General features: G+C 34.1%; 19 protein-coding genes. 15 read left to right on the forward strand and 4 right to left on the reverse strand.

What is annotated here, in order from left to right; translation table 11 throughout:
- Positions 1-247 precede the first annotated feature (247 nt).
- The 3 genes from J7604_RS25020 (at position 248) to J7604_RS25030 (ending at position 2,956) form a co-directional block, all read left to right on the forward strand.
- On the forward strand, positions 248-1,021 hold the full coding sequence (locus J7604_RS25020) for a hypothetical protein (RefSeq protein ID WP_293902628.1): 774 nt from the start codon (positions 248-250) through the stop codon (positions 1,019-1,021).
- A gap of 280 nt (positions 1,022-1,301) precedes the next feature.
- Positions 1,302-1,754, forward strand: a complete 453-nt coding sequence (locus J7604_RS25025) for a hypothetical protein (protein WP_293902631.1) — start codon at positions 1,302-1,304, stop codon at positions 1,752-1,754.
- 197 nt (positions 1,755-1,951) lie between these two features.
- Complete coding sequence (locus tag J7604_RS25030; protein WP_293902634.1) at positions 1,952-2,956, forward strand: AraC family transcriptional regulator; 1,005 nt, start codon at positions 1,952-1,954, stop codon at positions 2,954-2,956.
- Between the two features lie 58 nt (positions 2,957-3,014).
- Here J7604_RS25030 and J7604_RS25035 read toward each other — a convergent pair whose 3' ends face one another.
- Positions 3,015-3,539 carry an SRPBCC family protein gene (locus J7604_RS25035; RefSeq protein ID WP_293902637.1) on the reverse strand — a complete coding sequence of 175 codons (525 nt, stop codon included), beginning with the start codon at positions 3,537-3,539 and terminating at the stop codon, positions 3,015-3,017.
- 14 nt (positions 3,540-3,553) lie between these two features.
- Positions 3,554-4,516 carry an NAD-dependent epimerase/dehydratase family protein gene (locus tag J7604_RS25040; RefSeq protein ID WP_293902640.1) on the reverse strand — a complete coding sequence of 321 codons (963 nt, stop codon included), beginning with the start codon at positions 4,514-4,516 and terminating at the stop codon, positions 3,554-3,556.
- A gap of 81 nt (positions 4,517-4,597) precedes the next feature.
- Between J7604_RS25040 and J7604_RS25045 the strand changes: the two genes are divergently transcribed.
- Together J7604_RS25045 and J7604_RS25050 are read left to right on the forward strand one after the other, a co-directional pair.
- Positions 4,598-4,741 (forward strand): hypothetical protein, encoded by a 144-nt coding sequence (locus J7604_RS25045; protein ID WP_293902643.1) that lies wholly within the window; start codon positions 4,598-4,600, stop codon positions 4,739-4,741.
- A gap of 30 nt (positions 4,742-4,771) precedes the next feature.
- The gene (locus J7604_RS25050; RefSeq protein WP_293902646.1) at positions 4,772-5,569 is read left to right on the forward strand and encodes a hypothetical protein; all 798 of its coding nucleotides are present in this window, start codon (positions 4,772-4,774) and stop codon (positions 5,567-5,569) included.
- Between the two features lie 96 nt (positions 5,570-5,665).
- On the opposite strand, the gene J7604_RS25055 is transcribed toward J7604_RS25050, so the two are convergent.
- Entirely contained in the window at positions 5,666-6,259 is a 594-nt protein-coding gene (locus J7604_RS25055; protein ID WP_293902649.1) for an NAD(P)H-dependent oxidoreductase, read from the reverse strand.
- Between the two features lie 120 nt (positions 6,260-6,379).
- Here J7604_RS25055 and J7604_RS25060 point away from each other — a divergent pair, with 120 nt between their 5' ends.
- The 3 genes from J7604_RS25060 to J7604_RS25070 all read left to right on the forward strand — a co-directional run bounded on the left by J7604_RS25060 (position 6,380) and on the right by J7604_RS25070 (position 9,549).
- The gene (locus tag J7604_RS25060) at positions 6,380-6,739 is read left to right on the forward strand and encodes a helix-turn-helix domain-containing protein (protein ID WP_293902652.1); all 360 of its coding nucleotides are present in this window, start codon (positions 6,380-6,382) and stop codon (positions 6,737-6,739) included.
- A 346-nt stretch (positions 6,740-7,085) separates the two neighbouring features.
- Entirely contained in the window at positions 7,086-9,116 is a 2,031-nt protein-coding gene (locus tag J7604_RS25065; protein ID WP_293902655.1) for an Ig-like domain-containing protein, read from the forward strand.
- Between the two features lie 100 nt (positions 9,117-9,216).
- Entirely contained in the window at positions 9,217-9,549 is a 333-nt protein-coding gene (locus J7604_RS25070) for a hypothetical protein (RefSeq protein ID WP_293902658.1), read from the forward strand.
- A gap of 184 nt (positions 9,550-9,733) precedes the next feature.
- Here the strand turns inward: J7604_RS25070 and J7604_RS25075 are convergent, their stop codons facing one another.
- Complete coding sequence (locus J7604_RS25075) at positions 9,734-10,276, reverse strand: NAD(P)H-dependent oxidoreductase (RefSeq protein ID WP_293902661.1); 543 nt, start codon at positions 10,274-10,276, stop codon at positions 9,734-9,736.
- A gap of 107 nt (positions 10,277-10,383) precedes the next feature.
- Here J7604_RS25075 and J7604_RS25080 point away from each other — a divergent pair, with 107 nt between their 5' ends.
- The 7 genes from J7604_RS25080 to J7604_RS25110 form a co-directional block, all read left to right on the forward strand.
- Entirely contained in the window at positions 10,384-10,743 is a 360-nt protein-coding gene (locus J7604_RS25080) for a helix-turn-helix domain-containing protein (RefSeq protein WP_293902663.1), read from the forward strand.
- Between the two features lie 175 nt (positions 10,744-10,918).
- Positions 10,919-11,488, forward strand: coding sequence for a dihydrofolate reductase family protein (locus J7604_RS25085; RefSeq protein WP_293902665.1), 570 nt, complete (start codon positions 10,919-10,921; stop codon positions 11,486-11,488).
- Positions 11,489-11,632: 144 nt separating this feature from the next.
- Positions 11,633-11,986, forward strand: a complete 354-nt coding sequence (locus J7604_RS25090; RefSeq protein WP_293902667.1) for a cyclic-phosphate processing receiver domain-containing protein — start codon at positions 11,633-11,635, stop codon at positions 11,984-11,986.
- A gap of 195 nt (positions 11,987-12,181) precedes the next feature.
- A complete protein-coding gene (murC, locus tag J7604_RS25095) occupies positions 12,182-13,555 on the forward strand; it encodes a Mur ligase family protein (protein WP_293902669.1) in 1,374 nt (457 codons plus the stop codon).
- Positions 13,556-13,844: 289 nt separating this feature from the next.
- The gene (locus J7604_RS25100) at positions 13,845-14,558 is read left to right on the forward strand and encodes a hypothetical protein (protein ID WP_293902672.1); all 714 of its coding nucleotides are present in this window, start codon (positions 13,845-13,847) and stop codon (positions 14,556-14,558) included.
- A gap of 46 nt (positions 14,559-14,604) precedes the next feature.
- Positions 14,605-15,315 (forward strand): hypothetical protein, encoded by a 711-nt coding sequence (locus J7604_RS25105; protein WP_293902675.1) that lies wholly within the window; start codon positions 14,605-14,607, stop codon positions 15,313-15,315.
- Positions 15,316-15,406: 91 nt separating this feature from the next.
- Positions 15,407-15,597: hypothetical protein (locus J7604_RS25110; protein WP_293902678.1), on the forward strand; the 191-nt coding region annotated here is incomplete at its 3' end.

The raw sequence follows: 15,597 nt of genomic DNA on the forward strand, positions 1-15,597 counted from the left end.
TTGTTATGAATGCTAAGTATAGGGAAGTGATTCAAAAGATTATAAAGTACAAGAGAAAGCAAGTTTTTAACTTGAGGTTTATAGGGAAGCATTATTCAGTCAAGGTAGGTTTTTATTTGCTATTTTTAATATGAATCTGTGAGACACAAGGAGGGAAAAAACGATAATCTACTGAAAATAAACAGATGTAAATGCTGGTTCATAATCTTCAAGAAAGTCTGCTGGACAATTTGATCATAGAATAAAAATGGATAATTTGGGATTTAGTATTGTCCCAGATCCAATGAGTCATAAGCTTAATGATATTACCCTTTACTACCATTCAAATGAAGAAATTGGTAATAGAGAAATTGCCAGAAAGTTTGTGGGAAGACAAAATGTAGTTTCTGACTTATATGTGCAATTTTTAAATAAATATAAACCAAAAGGAACCTCTAGGATTTCGGTTCAATTGGAGGATGAAGAAGATGCGGTTATCGGATACTTCGGAAGTATTTTAATGGTTAAAGCGAAATTTGAAAAAAATGATTATCTGAAGAAGAATGAATATGAACAGAATAAATTAATTCTTGATACTGTTCACAGAATAGCCATTTTATGTGCTGATGTATATAATTGGGAAAGGAAGGTATTTGAAGATGCATATTTAAAAGTTTTGCAATGCAATTTTGAATATAGAATAGAGTACACAAGAAAATATTCGAAAGACAAAAAGCATCTGGGGGCAATCTCGATTGAAAAAACAGAAGAATTCGCCGCTATTTATGTAAACTTTTATAATAATTATTCCGATCCGATAGGTAAGGTGATGATATTAAAAACATTTCAGAATGAAATGTTTTATGGTGGAATAATTAGAAAATATAAGTGGTTTAATAATAGAGAATTTGGCCTTTATACCACAAATGAAGAATTGACTATAAGAGCATCCTTGGATTCTTCTACCCCCCAAATTATTATAGAGCCTAAGTTAAGCAGGAAGGACCAGATAGAAGGGTTTTTAAGAAGTATTACTTATTAAAAAATCAGCGAGATTTATAGCATGTGCAATGGGTAATATAGATAGTTATTTCAAGAGTTAAGAAATAGCATAAATGAAACGTCTGCTATCCTCATCCTGTGAGCCGCAGTGGAGAGCCAGCATATTGATAAAACAGGAGGTTCTAGTTATGGCAGATTGATGATGAAAATTTTAAGGCTAGGTTTCACAGTCAGGAGCCTTTTTAGAGAGCGGGCATTAACCCATGGAAGTTTTAAGGTTAGCAACTTAAGACGACATCTGTTTTTTTAATAGTTGAAGAATGAAATCAGTTGACCTTATTTTTAAACCAAGTATCAAAGAGAAATTAATTGCCTTAGTTGCCATTATTTTTTTTCTTTTTTTTACAATCTTTATAATATCTAAGAATTTAGTATTGAGTTTGTTCTTAGTGGCTTTGGCGTTTATAATATATGTTATGTCTGAATTTTTTGGCAGTCTGAATACTATTAAAATAGATACAGTAAATAGGCGAATATTGTTTGATATAGGACAGTTGCATAAAAGACAAATAATTGAGGCCGATATAAAAGAGATATCAATTACCTATCAGCAGGAGGTGGGAGCAAGAGGGACAATAGGTAATGTTTTTAATATCTTTAATAGAGGACAAATATTAATTAAAGTAAAGCCTGGTATTAGTGGATGGAGAGATGAGGTATTAAAAGATATATTGCTAGAAGTAAATCGAATAAAAGAAGAATCTGAAAGTTAATAGTATAACTGGGCTTATAATCCAGACAAAGAAAAATTGAATACATAATTTTAAAAAATAGCCGTAGAAAGTTAATGGATATTTTTGTATTTGGAAGGAGGGCTGATCAAAAGTGGCTTATAGGAGCGCGTCTATTAATTATCTCTTTTGTAAATGAATGATTGTTTCTTTATTTTACTGATATTAAATAACATTCTATGAAGTATTCTATATCAGTTGGCACGGTTCAGTTAATTTTAAATTTTTTGGAACAGAAAGGGATTAATAAACAGGACTTTTGCCAGGTATTGGGCTTAGAAGAAAATAAGTTGCAGAATCCTGATGAACGTATCCCCACTGCGCAAATGCAATCTTTATGGAAGCTCGCTATTGACAGAACAGGTAAGGAATCTCTTCCTCTGCAATTGGGAATGGAGATAAATCCTTATGGACTAGGAGTTGTTTCTTATCTTCTTATGAACTGTGCAACCTTGCGTATGGCCCTGGAAAAGCTTTGTTTGTATCAGGATGTAAGCTGTGCCGGAGTTAGAACAGATGTTGAAATATATCAGGAACAATGTAAGATTTTCCTGAAAGTATTAGATGAAGACATTGTAGAGCCATCTTATGCACTAGGATCGGAAATGTCTATTTATATGAAACTGATAGAAGCTCTTATCGGAGAAAAATTACCGGTCTCAGAGGTTCAGTTTGAATATAAGCAACCCAATGATTTAAGTATTTATAAAGCTGTATTTGGTACAGATGATCTCTATTTCAATGCTGGGGAATATAGCATTCTCTTTCCTGCTTCTTATTTGAATAAACCAATACCACTGGCCAATCCTTCTCTGTTCCCATTGTTTGAAAAGCATCTGGATAAATACCTTGCTCAAATTCAGCAATCTGATACGATGTCATACAAGGTAAGGCAAGAAATTTTAAAACTGCTGAAAGGAGAAGAGCCTAAGTTAATTATGGTGGCACGTTCGTTGGGAGTGGGGGAACGTAGTGTTCAATTAAAATTAAGTGAAGAGGGAACGAGTTTCAGAGAACTCCTGGAAGATGTGCGAAAGGAACTGGCTATTGCTCACTTGAAAGATAATAAATCAAGCACCACCGATATTTCGTTTTTATTAGGCTTTTCAGAACCTAGTGCCTTTTCGAGAAGCTTCAAAAAATGGACGGGACAATCTCCTAATACTTATCGAAAATCTTTATAAAGCAAATAATATAAAAGCCTTAAGAAATTTTTATATTCTTAAGGCTTTGTTTTTTTTATTATTTTTCTGATTCCTGTTTTAATGTATGCAACCAGTATTCAGTTGCTTTATGAAGGTTGGGTTGAACATAGCCTTTCATAAGATTGACCAGCCAGCCTTCCATACTTTCTTTCACAGTTACAGTAGTGTACCCATCTTTTTCTTCGAATTTCCATACATGAATGGCAAAGGAGCCAAAGGCTTCTCCAGCCCAGCCGATTTCTTTATTCAACTCTACTGTCTGTAGTTGGGAATGAATAGAAAAACCATTGGTCTTCCATTCGATCACGCTTCCAGGTTTAAAGGGTGCAGAAAGAGAAGCTGATATGATTTCTTTTTGCCATTGTGGCCATTTATCAACTGAAGTAAATACTGTCCATACTTTCTCCGCTGGGGCATGAATTATAATACCTCTTTTTGTTTTTACGGGTGCATTATTATTAATAGTTTTTGCAGGAACATAATGTGAAAATAGTTCTAACGACGTAATAGTAATCAGTATTAGAAATATTATAACTGCGAAGTATTTTATAAACTTTTTCATTTTATTAGTTAGTTTTATTTGTTTAATCTGTATTGGGCAAACCATTGTAATGTCTCATTTATAGCCGTATTGAGGGGCGTAGGAGTGAAATGAGGAAACCATTCTTTTACTTTACTATCGTCAAGAATAATGGCATTTTCAAAAAGATATAGCATCTCTTTTACTTCCCGCATAGCTGGCATAAATAAGGCTAGAGTTGTGATTACAAAACGGTTTAGTACCCTAACCTCCTTTGGAGAATTTGCACACTGAGCGATTTTATATAGAAAATCAGAAGCAGTTTCAAATGTTTCTCCTCCATAATTTATTACTTCAAAGGTTTGAAGCTTTTCTGCAGTAAGCATTAACGTGGTAATAATGTCTGCAGCATCTTTGGTATATACAAATTGATGTCGCACATCTTTTCTTCCTATATAGTGCATCGGTTTTTTCTTCAGTGCGTTTTCGAAGATCGGGACTGTTCCGTGGTTTACAACGTTGGGGCCCCAGAAATCAGGGAGACGTACAATAAGTACTTTACATTTGCCATCCAGCACAGCGCTTTCCATTATTTCTTCCATTCGCACACGTAAGGCACCTTTTCGAGAGTTGGGACGTGGTATAGTTGTTTCATCAATAGGGATTCTGGCTATTCCAAAATTATAGACACTACCAGGATATACAATTCTGGCATTATTCAATGAAGCAGCATGAATTATCTTTTCTGTTGCAGTATCGATATTACCAAACCAATCTGTGTAGGGATAGTTGACACCATGAAATATAAAATCCTTGTCATATGAAATAGTGTTCAGTAATCCCACATCCTGTACGTCACCTTCATGTATTGTAAGCAAGGAAGAGTGGTCAAATAGACGAAGCGCTTTTTCTCTATTTCTGACTAAAATGGCAACCGGTATGCCTCTGTTTATAAGGTTTTGGGTAACAGCGTATCCTATTCCGCCAGTTGCTCCTAGTATTAAAATTTTAGATGTCATATATCTGTTTTTTTTACAAATATGGACGTTGTTAACAGATGTATACTTGACCGATTCTGAAAACAAATTGACAAAAAACGCATGAGTACATTTTCGACTGATGAAATAGGTTTAGAGGATAATATTCCTCAAATTAAAAAGTTACTTACATTTGTAGACAGAAGTTCAAAGGCATTTAGTCAGATGAAAGAATACTCGCAGATGGCTTACTTTGAGATGCTATAAAAACAATTTGTAGAATTAATTGAATAAGTCATGAATTCTTTAGAAACAATTTCGAATAAGCTAAATATAATTAGTGAATTTCTTGCAAAAAGAGATATCCCTGTTTTAAACAAAGAAGAGTTAAAGAAAAAATATGAAATAGATCAAGCTGACTTGTTGATTTTATTCGGTGGAAGTATATTACATGGTTGCGAATTATCTGCTAAAGCGTTTAATCAGGGCATCGCAAAAAGAATGATGATTGTTGGTGGAGAAGGGCATACGACTGATATGTTGAGAAATATTATTCATTCAAAATGTCCTGAATTTGAAACAAAAGGAAAAGCAGAATCAGATATAATAGCTTATTATCTTGAAAAAAAATATAACATAAGAGGTTGTTTGATAGAAAGAGAATCTACAAACTGCGGGAATAACGTGAGCAACGCATTAAAAGTTTTGAATGAATATGGTTTAAAACCAAAATACATTATCATTATGCAGGATTCTTCCATGCAGATGAGAATGGATGCAGGTTTCAAAAAAATGTTGAATGATAGAGATGTGGAGATAATCAATTACGCACCATACAGAGCAAGAGTAATTGTAAAACAAGGACAGTTATGCTTTGAGGATGACACCATTGAAGGAATGTGGAATATGGAGCATTATATTAATTTGCAAATGGGTGAAATTCCAAGGTTGTCGGATACAAAAGATGGTTATGGGCCAAATGGAAAAGATTACATAGCTCATGTTGATATTCCTGAGGAGGTACAAGAAGCCTTTGATTACTTAAAAGGCGAAAATAAATTTTCTGTTCGTGAAGCTAACGAAAAATATAAATGATGTTTGAATTAACAAAAAATTCAGCTACTGCCAATCTTAAACTCTGGCTTAAGCTTATTTAACCTAAGCCAGAGGGTACAATAACCTGAAAGAACATTAATCTATCACAACACTTTCAAGACCTTTCTGCAGCGCTGTTCCTTGCAGTCCTGCAACTCTCAGCCCTTCTACACGGAACGTGGTAATGTCGGTAATGCCAAGAAATCCGAGTATAAATTTTAGATACGGACTAACGAAATCAAATGACCGAAAATCGCCTTCGGAATAAACACCGCTTGAAGCGATTGCGATATATGCCTTTTTATTTTTTAAATAACCTTCGCTCGTTCCGTCTTCTTTGTAACGGAAAGTAATTCCCGGTCTTGCAATGTGGTCTAAATATGCTTTCAATGTGGATGGAATTGCGAAATTATAGAATGGTGCACCAAAGACATATATGTCCGCTTCTTGCATTTCTGCAATCGCTTCATCTGAAATTCTTATTGCTTTTGCTTGCTCTGGAGTATGATTTTCAATAGGAGTAAACCACGAACCAATTTGCAATCCGTCCAAATGCGGAAATGCTTCCTTTGCTAAATCCCTTTCTTTCACAATGTTGAAGGGGTATTTCGCCTGGATTTTTTTAATGATTGTGTTGCCTAATTGTTTGCTGATTGAAGCCTCACCTTGAGGGCTTGTAATAATGTGCAATATTTTTAGCATCGTTTTTACTTTTAAATGTTTTAATGGTACAAAATTATCTACATTTGCTAACAAATAGTTAGTAGTAAACTAAAGGTTAGTAGTAACATTCAGGTTACTTTTAGGAAGATGAAGCAGAAAATAATCTATTCAGAGGTGCAATGCACTAAACACATTAGCGCTGTTGAAGACGCTTTATATGTGTTGGGTGGTAAATGGAAATTACGAATTATTATTGCATTGATAAGCGGACACAATCGTTTCAATGAATTGCAACGAATAATTAAAGGTATTTCGGCAAGAGTGCTTTCAAACGAATTGAAGCAATTAGAATTAAACGGTTTAGTAGAAAGAGTTGTACAAGCAGACCAAGTTCCTGTTGTTATAGAATATATTGCTACGGACTATGCGGCAACACTCAAAGAGGTGGTTGGAGCATTAGCTGATTGGGGGCAAAAACACAAAAAGAAAATTACAGCTAACCGATAATCTTTTTGAGGTGCTTAATTTACAAATCTGCTAAGTTTTTTATCATTATATACAGTTTGATTCAATATTCTGTTAGAGTGTTCCTGCTTGTCGATCTGTGTCCTGCAGAACAGATCTTTTCAAGAGAACGAAGGTAGCCAATCCATAAAAGACTTCCCCTGGCTTAAGTTTAATTTAAGTGAGTAGTTATTAATTGTTTGATTTTTAGTTTATTGAATTGTTTTGTGCATAAATGAAACAAATAGATCGGTGAAGTTCTTTTTTATTTTACTACTTTTAGATAGTTGTTTTTTTTATTGAATTTTAATTTTCTGATCTTAAAAAGATTGACTATAAATTTTTACATATGTATAATAAGATTGTTTTAATATTTGTATCTCTTGGTATCGTTTTCAATTCTATAGCTCAGCAGCAAAACAAAATTTGGTTATTCGGAAAAGGGGACAAGGGAATTGAGTTTAATCAATTAACTAACGAACCCAAAGTTATCACTGGCAAATATGTTCCATATGGCAATGAAGGATGTGGTGTTGCAACACATCCTGTTTCGGGGAAATTGTTGTTTTATTCAGATGGGGTTATTGTTGTTGATGCCAAGAATAAACTTATGCCCAATGGCACAGGTTTATTGGGACACTCATCTTCCGCTCAAAATTCTTGGATTTGCTCAGTTCCTGGAGAATGCAATAAATATTACCTCTTTTCAAGTGCCGCAGCTTATGAGGAAAATCCTAATGGAGGATTATATTATAGTATTATAGATATGAATTTGCCTGGCAATGGGACAATTTCTGCCCCATTAGGTGATGTTGTGTCTGGTAAAAAAAATATTGTGATTAGTTCCAATGGCTCGGAAGCGTTAACATTGATCAAAAGTTCTACATATGGCGAGTACTGGTTGTTACATGTAATGATTAACACAACCTCCATTAAAATATATAAGATTAATTCATCAGGTGTAAATTTATTTAATACTTATAACGGATCTATAACATTTAATGATCCCAGAAATATAAGGTATTCTGAATCTTCAAATCGATTCAGCATTACATCGATTGAGGAGAGAGATCCGGTGGTTGTTGGAAAGTTTGATCCTTCAAGTGGCACTATTACATCAGTAACTGATTTGCCAGGAACACCCTTTACTACAAATAGTCAAATATATTACGGTTGTTATGATTCCGAATGGTCTTCGGATGGTACAAAATTATACATAGGAAAATACAGATGGTATTTGGGAGGGGCTGGCAGAATTTATCAGTATGATTTTTCTATACCTGCATCAATTCCTAAAATGATTTATGATGTTCAGGGGGATGCAAGTAATGGAGTTCTAGGGATGAAATTAGGACCTGATAAAAAGATTTATGTCTTGTATAATTCTCCATCAACAGGTTTTCGGTACATTGGTAGAATTGAAAATCCGAATGATGAAGCATCGTCCGTTGTTTTTAATCCTAAAGCATTAGATATGGGAGCAGGATATAGCTCCTCTGCAAAATTTCCTGAATTTCTTGGAGTTGAGAATAGGAAGCCGGTTGCAAACATTGATGATTATACTGCTAATTGTTTTGCATCTGGAAAAGAAAATGATTTCGATGTTTTGGGAAATGATTCTGATCCTGAAAACAATTCATTAACAGTTAGTATAATAAAGACTTACAAAGGTTCTGCAACAAGAAATGCCGATAACTCTATTCACTTTAAGCCTTTGAATGGATATTTTGGAATTGATACAATCTGGTATCAGATTTGCGATAATGCCTGCTTTTCATTGTGTGATACTTCATATGCATTGGTGTGCATTGCTTTATGTAATAATACTCCACCAGTTGCAGTCAAGGATTCTACAAAATGTATTATGGATACTACCTCACGTCTCTTGATCAATGTATTAAAGAATGATCTAGATTTTGATGGAGATGCTATGTATTTAGATTCTCCTGTAGCTTTGCATGGTTCAGTTAAAATCTATAATGATTCTGTTTTATCCTATTCTCCCAAATTATCCTTTTCAGGAATAGATACTATATCTTATAAATTATGTGAGAAATCATGTAATAACACTTGCGTTAATACTGTATTAGAGATTTGTATTGAAAATCTTTCCCTTTTTATTCCGAATCTTATTACTCCAAATGGAGATGATAGGAATGATGTATTTTATGTTAGGGGATTGTATCCAGGCACAAGACTAAGGATATATAATTCATGGGGATCAATGGTATTTGAGAAAGAGGATTATAAGAATGACTGGGGAATGAATCATACGGTCTCAGATGGGATATATTTTTATGAACTTACAGATGATGTTCGGAATCAAAAATATAAAGGTTGGTTACATGTATTGAGTTCTTCAACATATTCTCAAAAATAGGTTTGGGAATGAAGTTAGCTTTACTGCAAAGATGAAAAAGATACTTAATATAATTGGAATAATTATCTTTATCATAATACTTGGACTAGGTGGGATTCTTATGATATACAAGAATGAGAGAGATAAAACATTTCCAAAAGATGTAGCGCATTGTGTAATTTACATGAAGGATAAGATTGACAGTCTTAGTTGCGTTAAATTTAAAATATGTGATAGTATCTATAGTTATACGTTGAGTGAATTGAAAGATACTATTAATGAAAATCTTGGAATATCGGATGAATCATTTCCTTGTCCAGTATATTTTAAATACTATTATAATTCAGGAGCAAAGAGAATTATAAAGACTGATAGCTTTAATTTAGGAGGATGGTCAGGAGCAAATATATACATGCTAAAAAAGAATAGTATTTTATATGAATATGCTCCATGAATAAGTATTAATAAATTAATGCGCTCTCAGTTTTCGATCTGTTAATTTAAGTTATAAGACATATTTCAAATTTCTCCTTTTTTGAATTTCATATTAAATCGGAAAGCCTGACATTACAGGATATAAAAAAAACTTTGCCAATATTATGAATTGACAAAGTTTTAAAAAATCAATTCTTTAATTTTTATAAAGACTCCGCAAACGAAACATATTCTCTTGCGCTTTGTTCAACTTTTTGTAATATAGCTTCATCAGCTGTATGTGGTGCGCCAAAAAATGCAAAAAAAGGTTTGTAGTCAGCCTTTATCCAATCAAATGTGATTTCAAAGGGACGAGTAAATTCTTTCAAAGTATATTTAAATGCTCCTTTCTCTGAATAGGTAGGCTCATCAGCAGATGTGGTCAAGGCCAAAGCAATTTTCTTGCCTTCCAATTTATAGCTACTGCTTACACCGTAAGCCCAGCCATAGGATAAAACTTCATCCATCCACTTTTTAAATAACGGCGGACTACTCAACCAATAAATTGGAAACTGAAATACAATTTTGTTGTGTGCTTCAACTAGTTTTTGTTCTTCTGCAACATTGATGTTTCCATCAGGATAAATTTCGTACAAATTGCGAACTACGAATTTCTCCGGGTACTTTCTTAATTCTTCTGTCCACCTTTTATTAACGATAGATGAACTTTCCAAATTTGGGTGGATAACGATTACTAGTGTTTTCATTCTAAATTTATTTTGTTGTTTAATAAAACTCTTATCCCAAATTTAGAAAGTAACATCCTGTTTAGTATATTAACAACCAAATGTATGGTACTATCATAGATGTAAGTATGAGCAAAACAAAAGAAACATCAACACATTTTGAGAATAAAATGAATCTCAACGAATGTGACCAGATTTTTGCAGTTGGTCTGATTGCAGGACAGTGGACACTTGTAATTTGTTGTCATCTTGCTGAAAAGAAATTAAGATTTGGTGAACTGAAAAAACGCATTCCGAGTATTACAGAAAGAATGCTAACACTCCAATTGAGAAAAATGGAAGAAGGAGGTTTAGTAAAGCGAACCGTTTATGCAGAGGTTCCACCGCGAGTTGAATATGAACTTACCAAAAGTGGGCAAGAACTAAGACCTATTCTGAAACAACTTGAGGAATGGGGAAAGAAACACAGAAAATTAAAAAGTGCATAAACAAGAGAACAGTAGGGTATAAACCCTCGATTTTTATTTATTTTTATAGCCCACTTGCGATATCTCCTGGGATATTGAATTACTCTAAAAACCGCCAAGATGGCAACCTTATACCTTAGCATTCATTGCTGAAATGATAGTAACAGTTTATAAACAACAATAAAAAAAGAACCATATGAGAAAAATATTTTCATTTATGCACATATCGCTTGACGGTTTTGTCGCGGGACCGAATGGAGAAATGAACTGGATTAAAGTTGATCAAGAAATTTTTGATTATGTCGGAAAGCGGATAAGCGAAGGCGACACTGCGTTATATGGACGAGTGACTTATGAGATGATGGAAAGTTACTGGCCAACAGCAGCAGATAAGCCGAATGCGAGCAAACATGATATTGAGCATTCAGAATGGTATAAGAAGGTTCACAAAATTGTTTTATCAAAAACAATGAAAGAGGAGGGATTAAGCAATACAAGAATTATCAGCGACAACCTTTCTGAAAGGATAAATGAAATAAAACAAGAGCCTGGTAATGACATCTTACTTTTTGGTAGTCCGACAGCAACACATTCATTAATTCAATTGAACTTAATTGATGGTTACTGGCTATTTGTTAATCCGATTATTCTTGGACGAGGCATTCCATTGTTTGTAGACATCAAGGACAGAATAAAACTAAATCTATTGAATACTCGACAATTTACTAGTGGGGTAACAGAATTGAGTTACGCTGTGGACAGATAATAGCGACAAACTGCAATACAAGGTTTACTTTAGACGGGCAAAGGTGCAAATATAAAGGCGTATGCTCCTGCTAAAGTTCAGAGATCATGGTAACTTCTTGCTCAGAAACCACCAAGAACTGAATGTCAATAAATTTAAATTTATATGAAATCAAAAAAACTTTTCCTTGATGATATAAGAACAATTGACATGGTTTATGATAAATCAATGGAATTGGAATTTGATATTGTAAGAAATTATAAAGACTTCATAGAGTACATCAAGAAGAATGGACTTCCTGATTTCATTAGTTTTGACAATGACCTTGGATTAGATGAAAATGGTGAAGTAGCGCCAGATGGATATGCTGCTGTAAAATGGTTAGTTTATGAATCTGAATTAGATTTAACAAATTTAAAGTTCAATGTTCATTCGGCTAATCCAGTAGCAGCTGAACAAATTAAAGGACTACTAACAAATTACATTAATCATTTAAAAAAAGCGAAAAACAGTATGTGATTAAATACGATGAATGAGATAAAGGTTTTGAATACTTGGATGATCTAAATTTTTCGATCACATATATTTAATTCTTCTCAGAAGTAATATCTTCCCTGCTAAATTTAGAATATGATTTACCCCTTATATTCCAACATATTAAAAATATAATCGTTTCTTTATATAAATTTGGATATTGTTACTTAAGTCTTTTATATGAAATTTAGAACTCAAACCATTGATAATTACTTTTTTGTAGGCATTGCCGGGACCGGAATGAGTGCCATTGCTCAATACCTTAAAGGGGTTGGAAAAAAGGTAGCTGGTTCCGACAGGCTATTTAGCAAGGATAAGAAAATGCTTATCCAGGAGCAGTTTGAGTCTATGGGGATTGAATGTTTTTATCAAGATGGCTCGGGGATAAATGAAACAACTCAAGCAGTAATAGTTTCTACAGCCATAGAAGAAACTAACGTAGAGTATCAAAAGGCCAAAGAAGCAGGTATTCCGATTATTAAACGTTCCGAATTGCTTGCAGCTATTTCTTCTGAAAAGAAAACGATTGCTATTGGTGGTACTTCCGGCAAGTCTACCACTACGGCAATGATCTTTCATATTCTACAGGAAAATGGGAAATCTCCTTCTCTCATCACAGGTGCAGGTCTTACTGTTTTGCAGAAGAGAAATCTTCCGGGAAATGCCTGGGTAGGGGATAGTGAATGGCTGGTGATTGAGTCTGATGAATCTGATGGTTCTATAGTTAACTATATTCCGGAAATCGGAATTGTATTGAACATAGACAGGGACCATAAGGAGTTTGAGGAACTGATAGAGCTATTCAAAACTTTTAAGGGAAATACTAAGGGAAAGTTTATTGTTAATTCTGATCATGAGCTTACAAGAAGGCTTTCTCAGGATACTAAAAACGATTTCAGTACCCATCCTGGTGCAGGATTTGTCGCGGAGAATTTTAAACAAACTGGTTTTGAAATTCAATTCACTTTAAACGGTATACCTTTTAAAATTCCTGTAATTGGAAGGCATAATATGGAAAATGCCGCAGCAGCAGTAGCCGCTTCCTATGTGGCAGGAGTTTCGATAGAGCAGGCTGCCAAAGCTTTGGAATCGTATGTGGGAATATTCCGGAGAACGCAATTGGTGGGAGAGAAAAAAGGTGTTTATCTTATTGATGATTTTGCTCATAATCCTGCAGAAGTGCAAGCCGCGATACGCAGTTGTCAGCAGATAGGCAAAAGGGTATTTGCCTGGTTTCAGCCTCATGGATATGGACCTTTAAGATTCATGCATAAAGAACTTGCTGAAAGAGTCATTGAAACTTTAAGGCAGGAGGATTACTATCTGATGTCAGATGTTTATTATGCGGGAGGGACGGTTACTAAGGATATTTCCTCTGATATAGTTATTAATGAGGTGGTTAGTGCAGGAAAAAAAGCTCTGTTATTTGAAGATCGTAATAAAATGCCAGATTACTTTGCAAAAGAAACAAGACAAGGAGATGTCATTTTAATGATGGGAGCAAGAGATCCTTCACTTGCAGAGTTTGCAGAAACCACATTCAATCAACTTTAATGAATAGAGTTATGATTGATAAGTTATGATAAAACTATTCAAATGGTAATTTTATAAAATGAAAAGCCCTCTTATGCACGAGGGCTTTTTTAATTACAATTAGCCTATTCAGAGGTAATTTTGATTTGACAATTTGTAAATTCCAACCTTCTGATAATTTGAATAGTGGTTAGAATTGAATAACTTGTTATAGATAAATGAAAAATATATATGCATCTCCTGCTTATTTAAATAAGCTTTATATAATATATAAATCCGGCAAAAGAGAAATTGTCATTAATTGTTGAACATGAGTATATTTTCCTACCATTTAGTAAAAACATCTTACCTCTCTGCTCTTAAAGCTATCTTGTTTCCTCCAAATTCAAAAAATGTTTCAGGGTTGATTCACGCAGAATGTATGACGTCTATGACATTAGGCTCTGCTATCTTTTCTCCATCACGGATGTTAGTTAGACAAATCGCAGTATTTGCTCAATGGGAGAACGAAGCAGCTATTGACCGGTTTTTAAAGAATAATCATTTTGGTAGAACATTAGCAAAAGGATGGCATACTCGGTTATCTTTTCTAAGACAATGGGGAAAGATAACGGAGTTTGAAATCCCTAATGAAAGTCTTCAATTTGATTCTCCTGAAGCTCCGGTTGTTGCGGTAACACTTGCTCGCATGAAATTACTTGAAGTTCCAAGGTTCATTCATTGGGGCAGACCAGTAGAAAAGTTAGTACGTGATCACCCTGGCACAACATTGTCTTTAGCCTCAATCAGATTTCCTCGTACGGTTTCTACCTTTTCAGTTTGGAAATCTCAAAAAGAAATGACGGACATGGTTCAAGGGCATAGCTCTGTTCCTCTTCCTAAAAGACATTTGAACGCAATGAAAGAAAGAGATAGAAAAGATTTTCATTTTGAGTTTACAACATTGCGTTTTAAACCAATTGCGGAATTTGGCGAATGGAATGGACGAAAGAATATTATACCTAGCCTCCAAAAGAATAATTGAAATGAGATTAGCATAAATTTTAGGTCTTGTATTAAGCATTAAGAAAATGAAAAAATGGAGGATTGCTATATGTATGTTGTTTAGCTTTAGTGCTGCATTTGGACAGCAGTCCATAAAAGACTCTATTTTTCTAAATGTTAAAAAAGAAGCACAAAATTTATTCATTGAAAAAGTTTGTAATGACTTTCTAGTGAGGGCGGAGGATCTGGTCAGGAAAGATTCTTTATGTCTACCTCAATATAAGTCGGAACGGCCTACTCAAACGTACAGGTTATGGATGGAAGCCACCTATAGTATTTATGACTATGATTATTGTCCTATGTGCTGCGTTATATTATGCAGCAATTGTTTCGATGATTATATGATCTGGGCAATTGAACAAAAATTTGGAAAGGGCTTTTTGGAAGAACAGAAAAAGATATCTGATAGTTTGGATAGAATAGGAATGGGATTTAAAGATCCAGCCTATCCAATGTCTGAAGATTCATTAAGAAAAATTATTCATTTAAAGGCTCGGAAAAAGGAAAAGCCATTGGATGCTTATTCTGAAAAGATCGTTTGTTTTGAAATAGATGAACATGGACATGTTGCGGATATACATGTATTTGAAGGCCCATTTATTTTTAAGTCACTAGCAGAGACTGACGAGTTAAAAGTACTTTTAAAAAAGTTGTTCAAAGATGACCAGAAATGGACTCCCGCGATGTTTTTGGGGAAGCCTATTAATGGTCAATACATAATATCTGTATCTTTGTAAGATAACTTAATCGACACTTGCAGTCTTACACATTTCAAAAAACAGGTTATCTTTACTTAATCAATTTATTTAACTCCCTATCTCATTAATAATGGGGAATTTCAAAAACGATTCAAAAAATTTTTACACTATTTTTCTTGATTCTGTGGAGAAAATAATTCCTGAATACTTTCATAAAGATTCATCCAATGATAAAAAGTTTGACCTTTTAGAGAATGAGCAATTTCAGGAACTTTTACGTCACTCACCCGCTATTGTGGGCATCTATAATAATGTTCAGAA

The organism is Sporocytophaga sp., assembly GCF_017745095.1.
Taxonomy (GTDB): Bacteria; Bacteroidota; Bacteroidia; order Cytophagales; family Cytophagaceae; genus Sporocytophaga.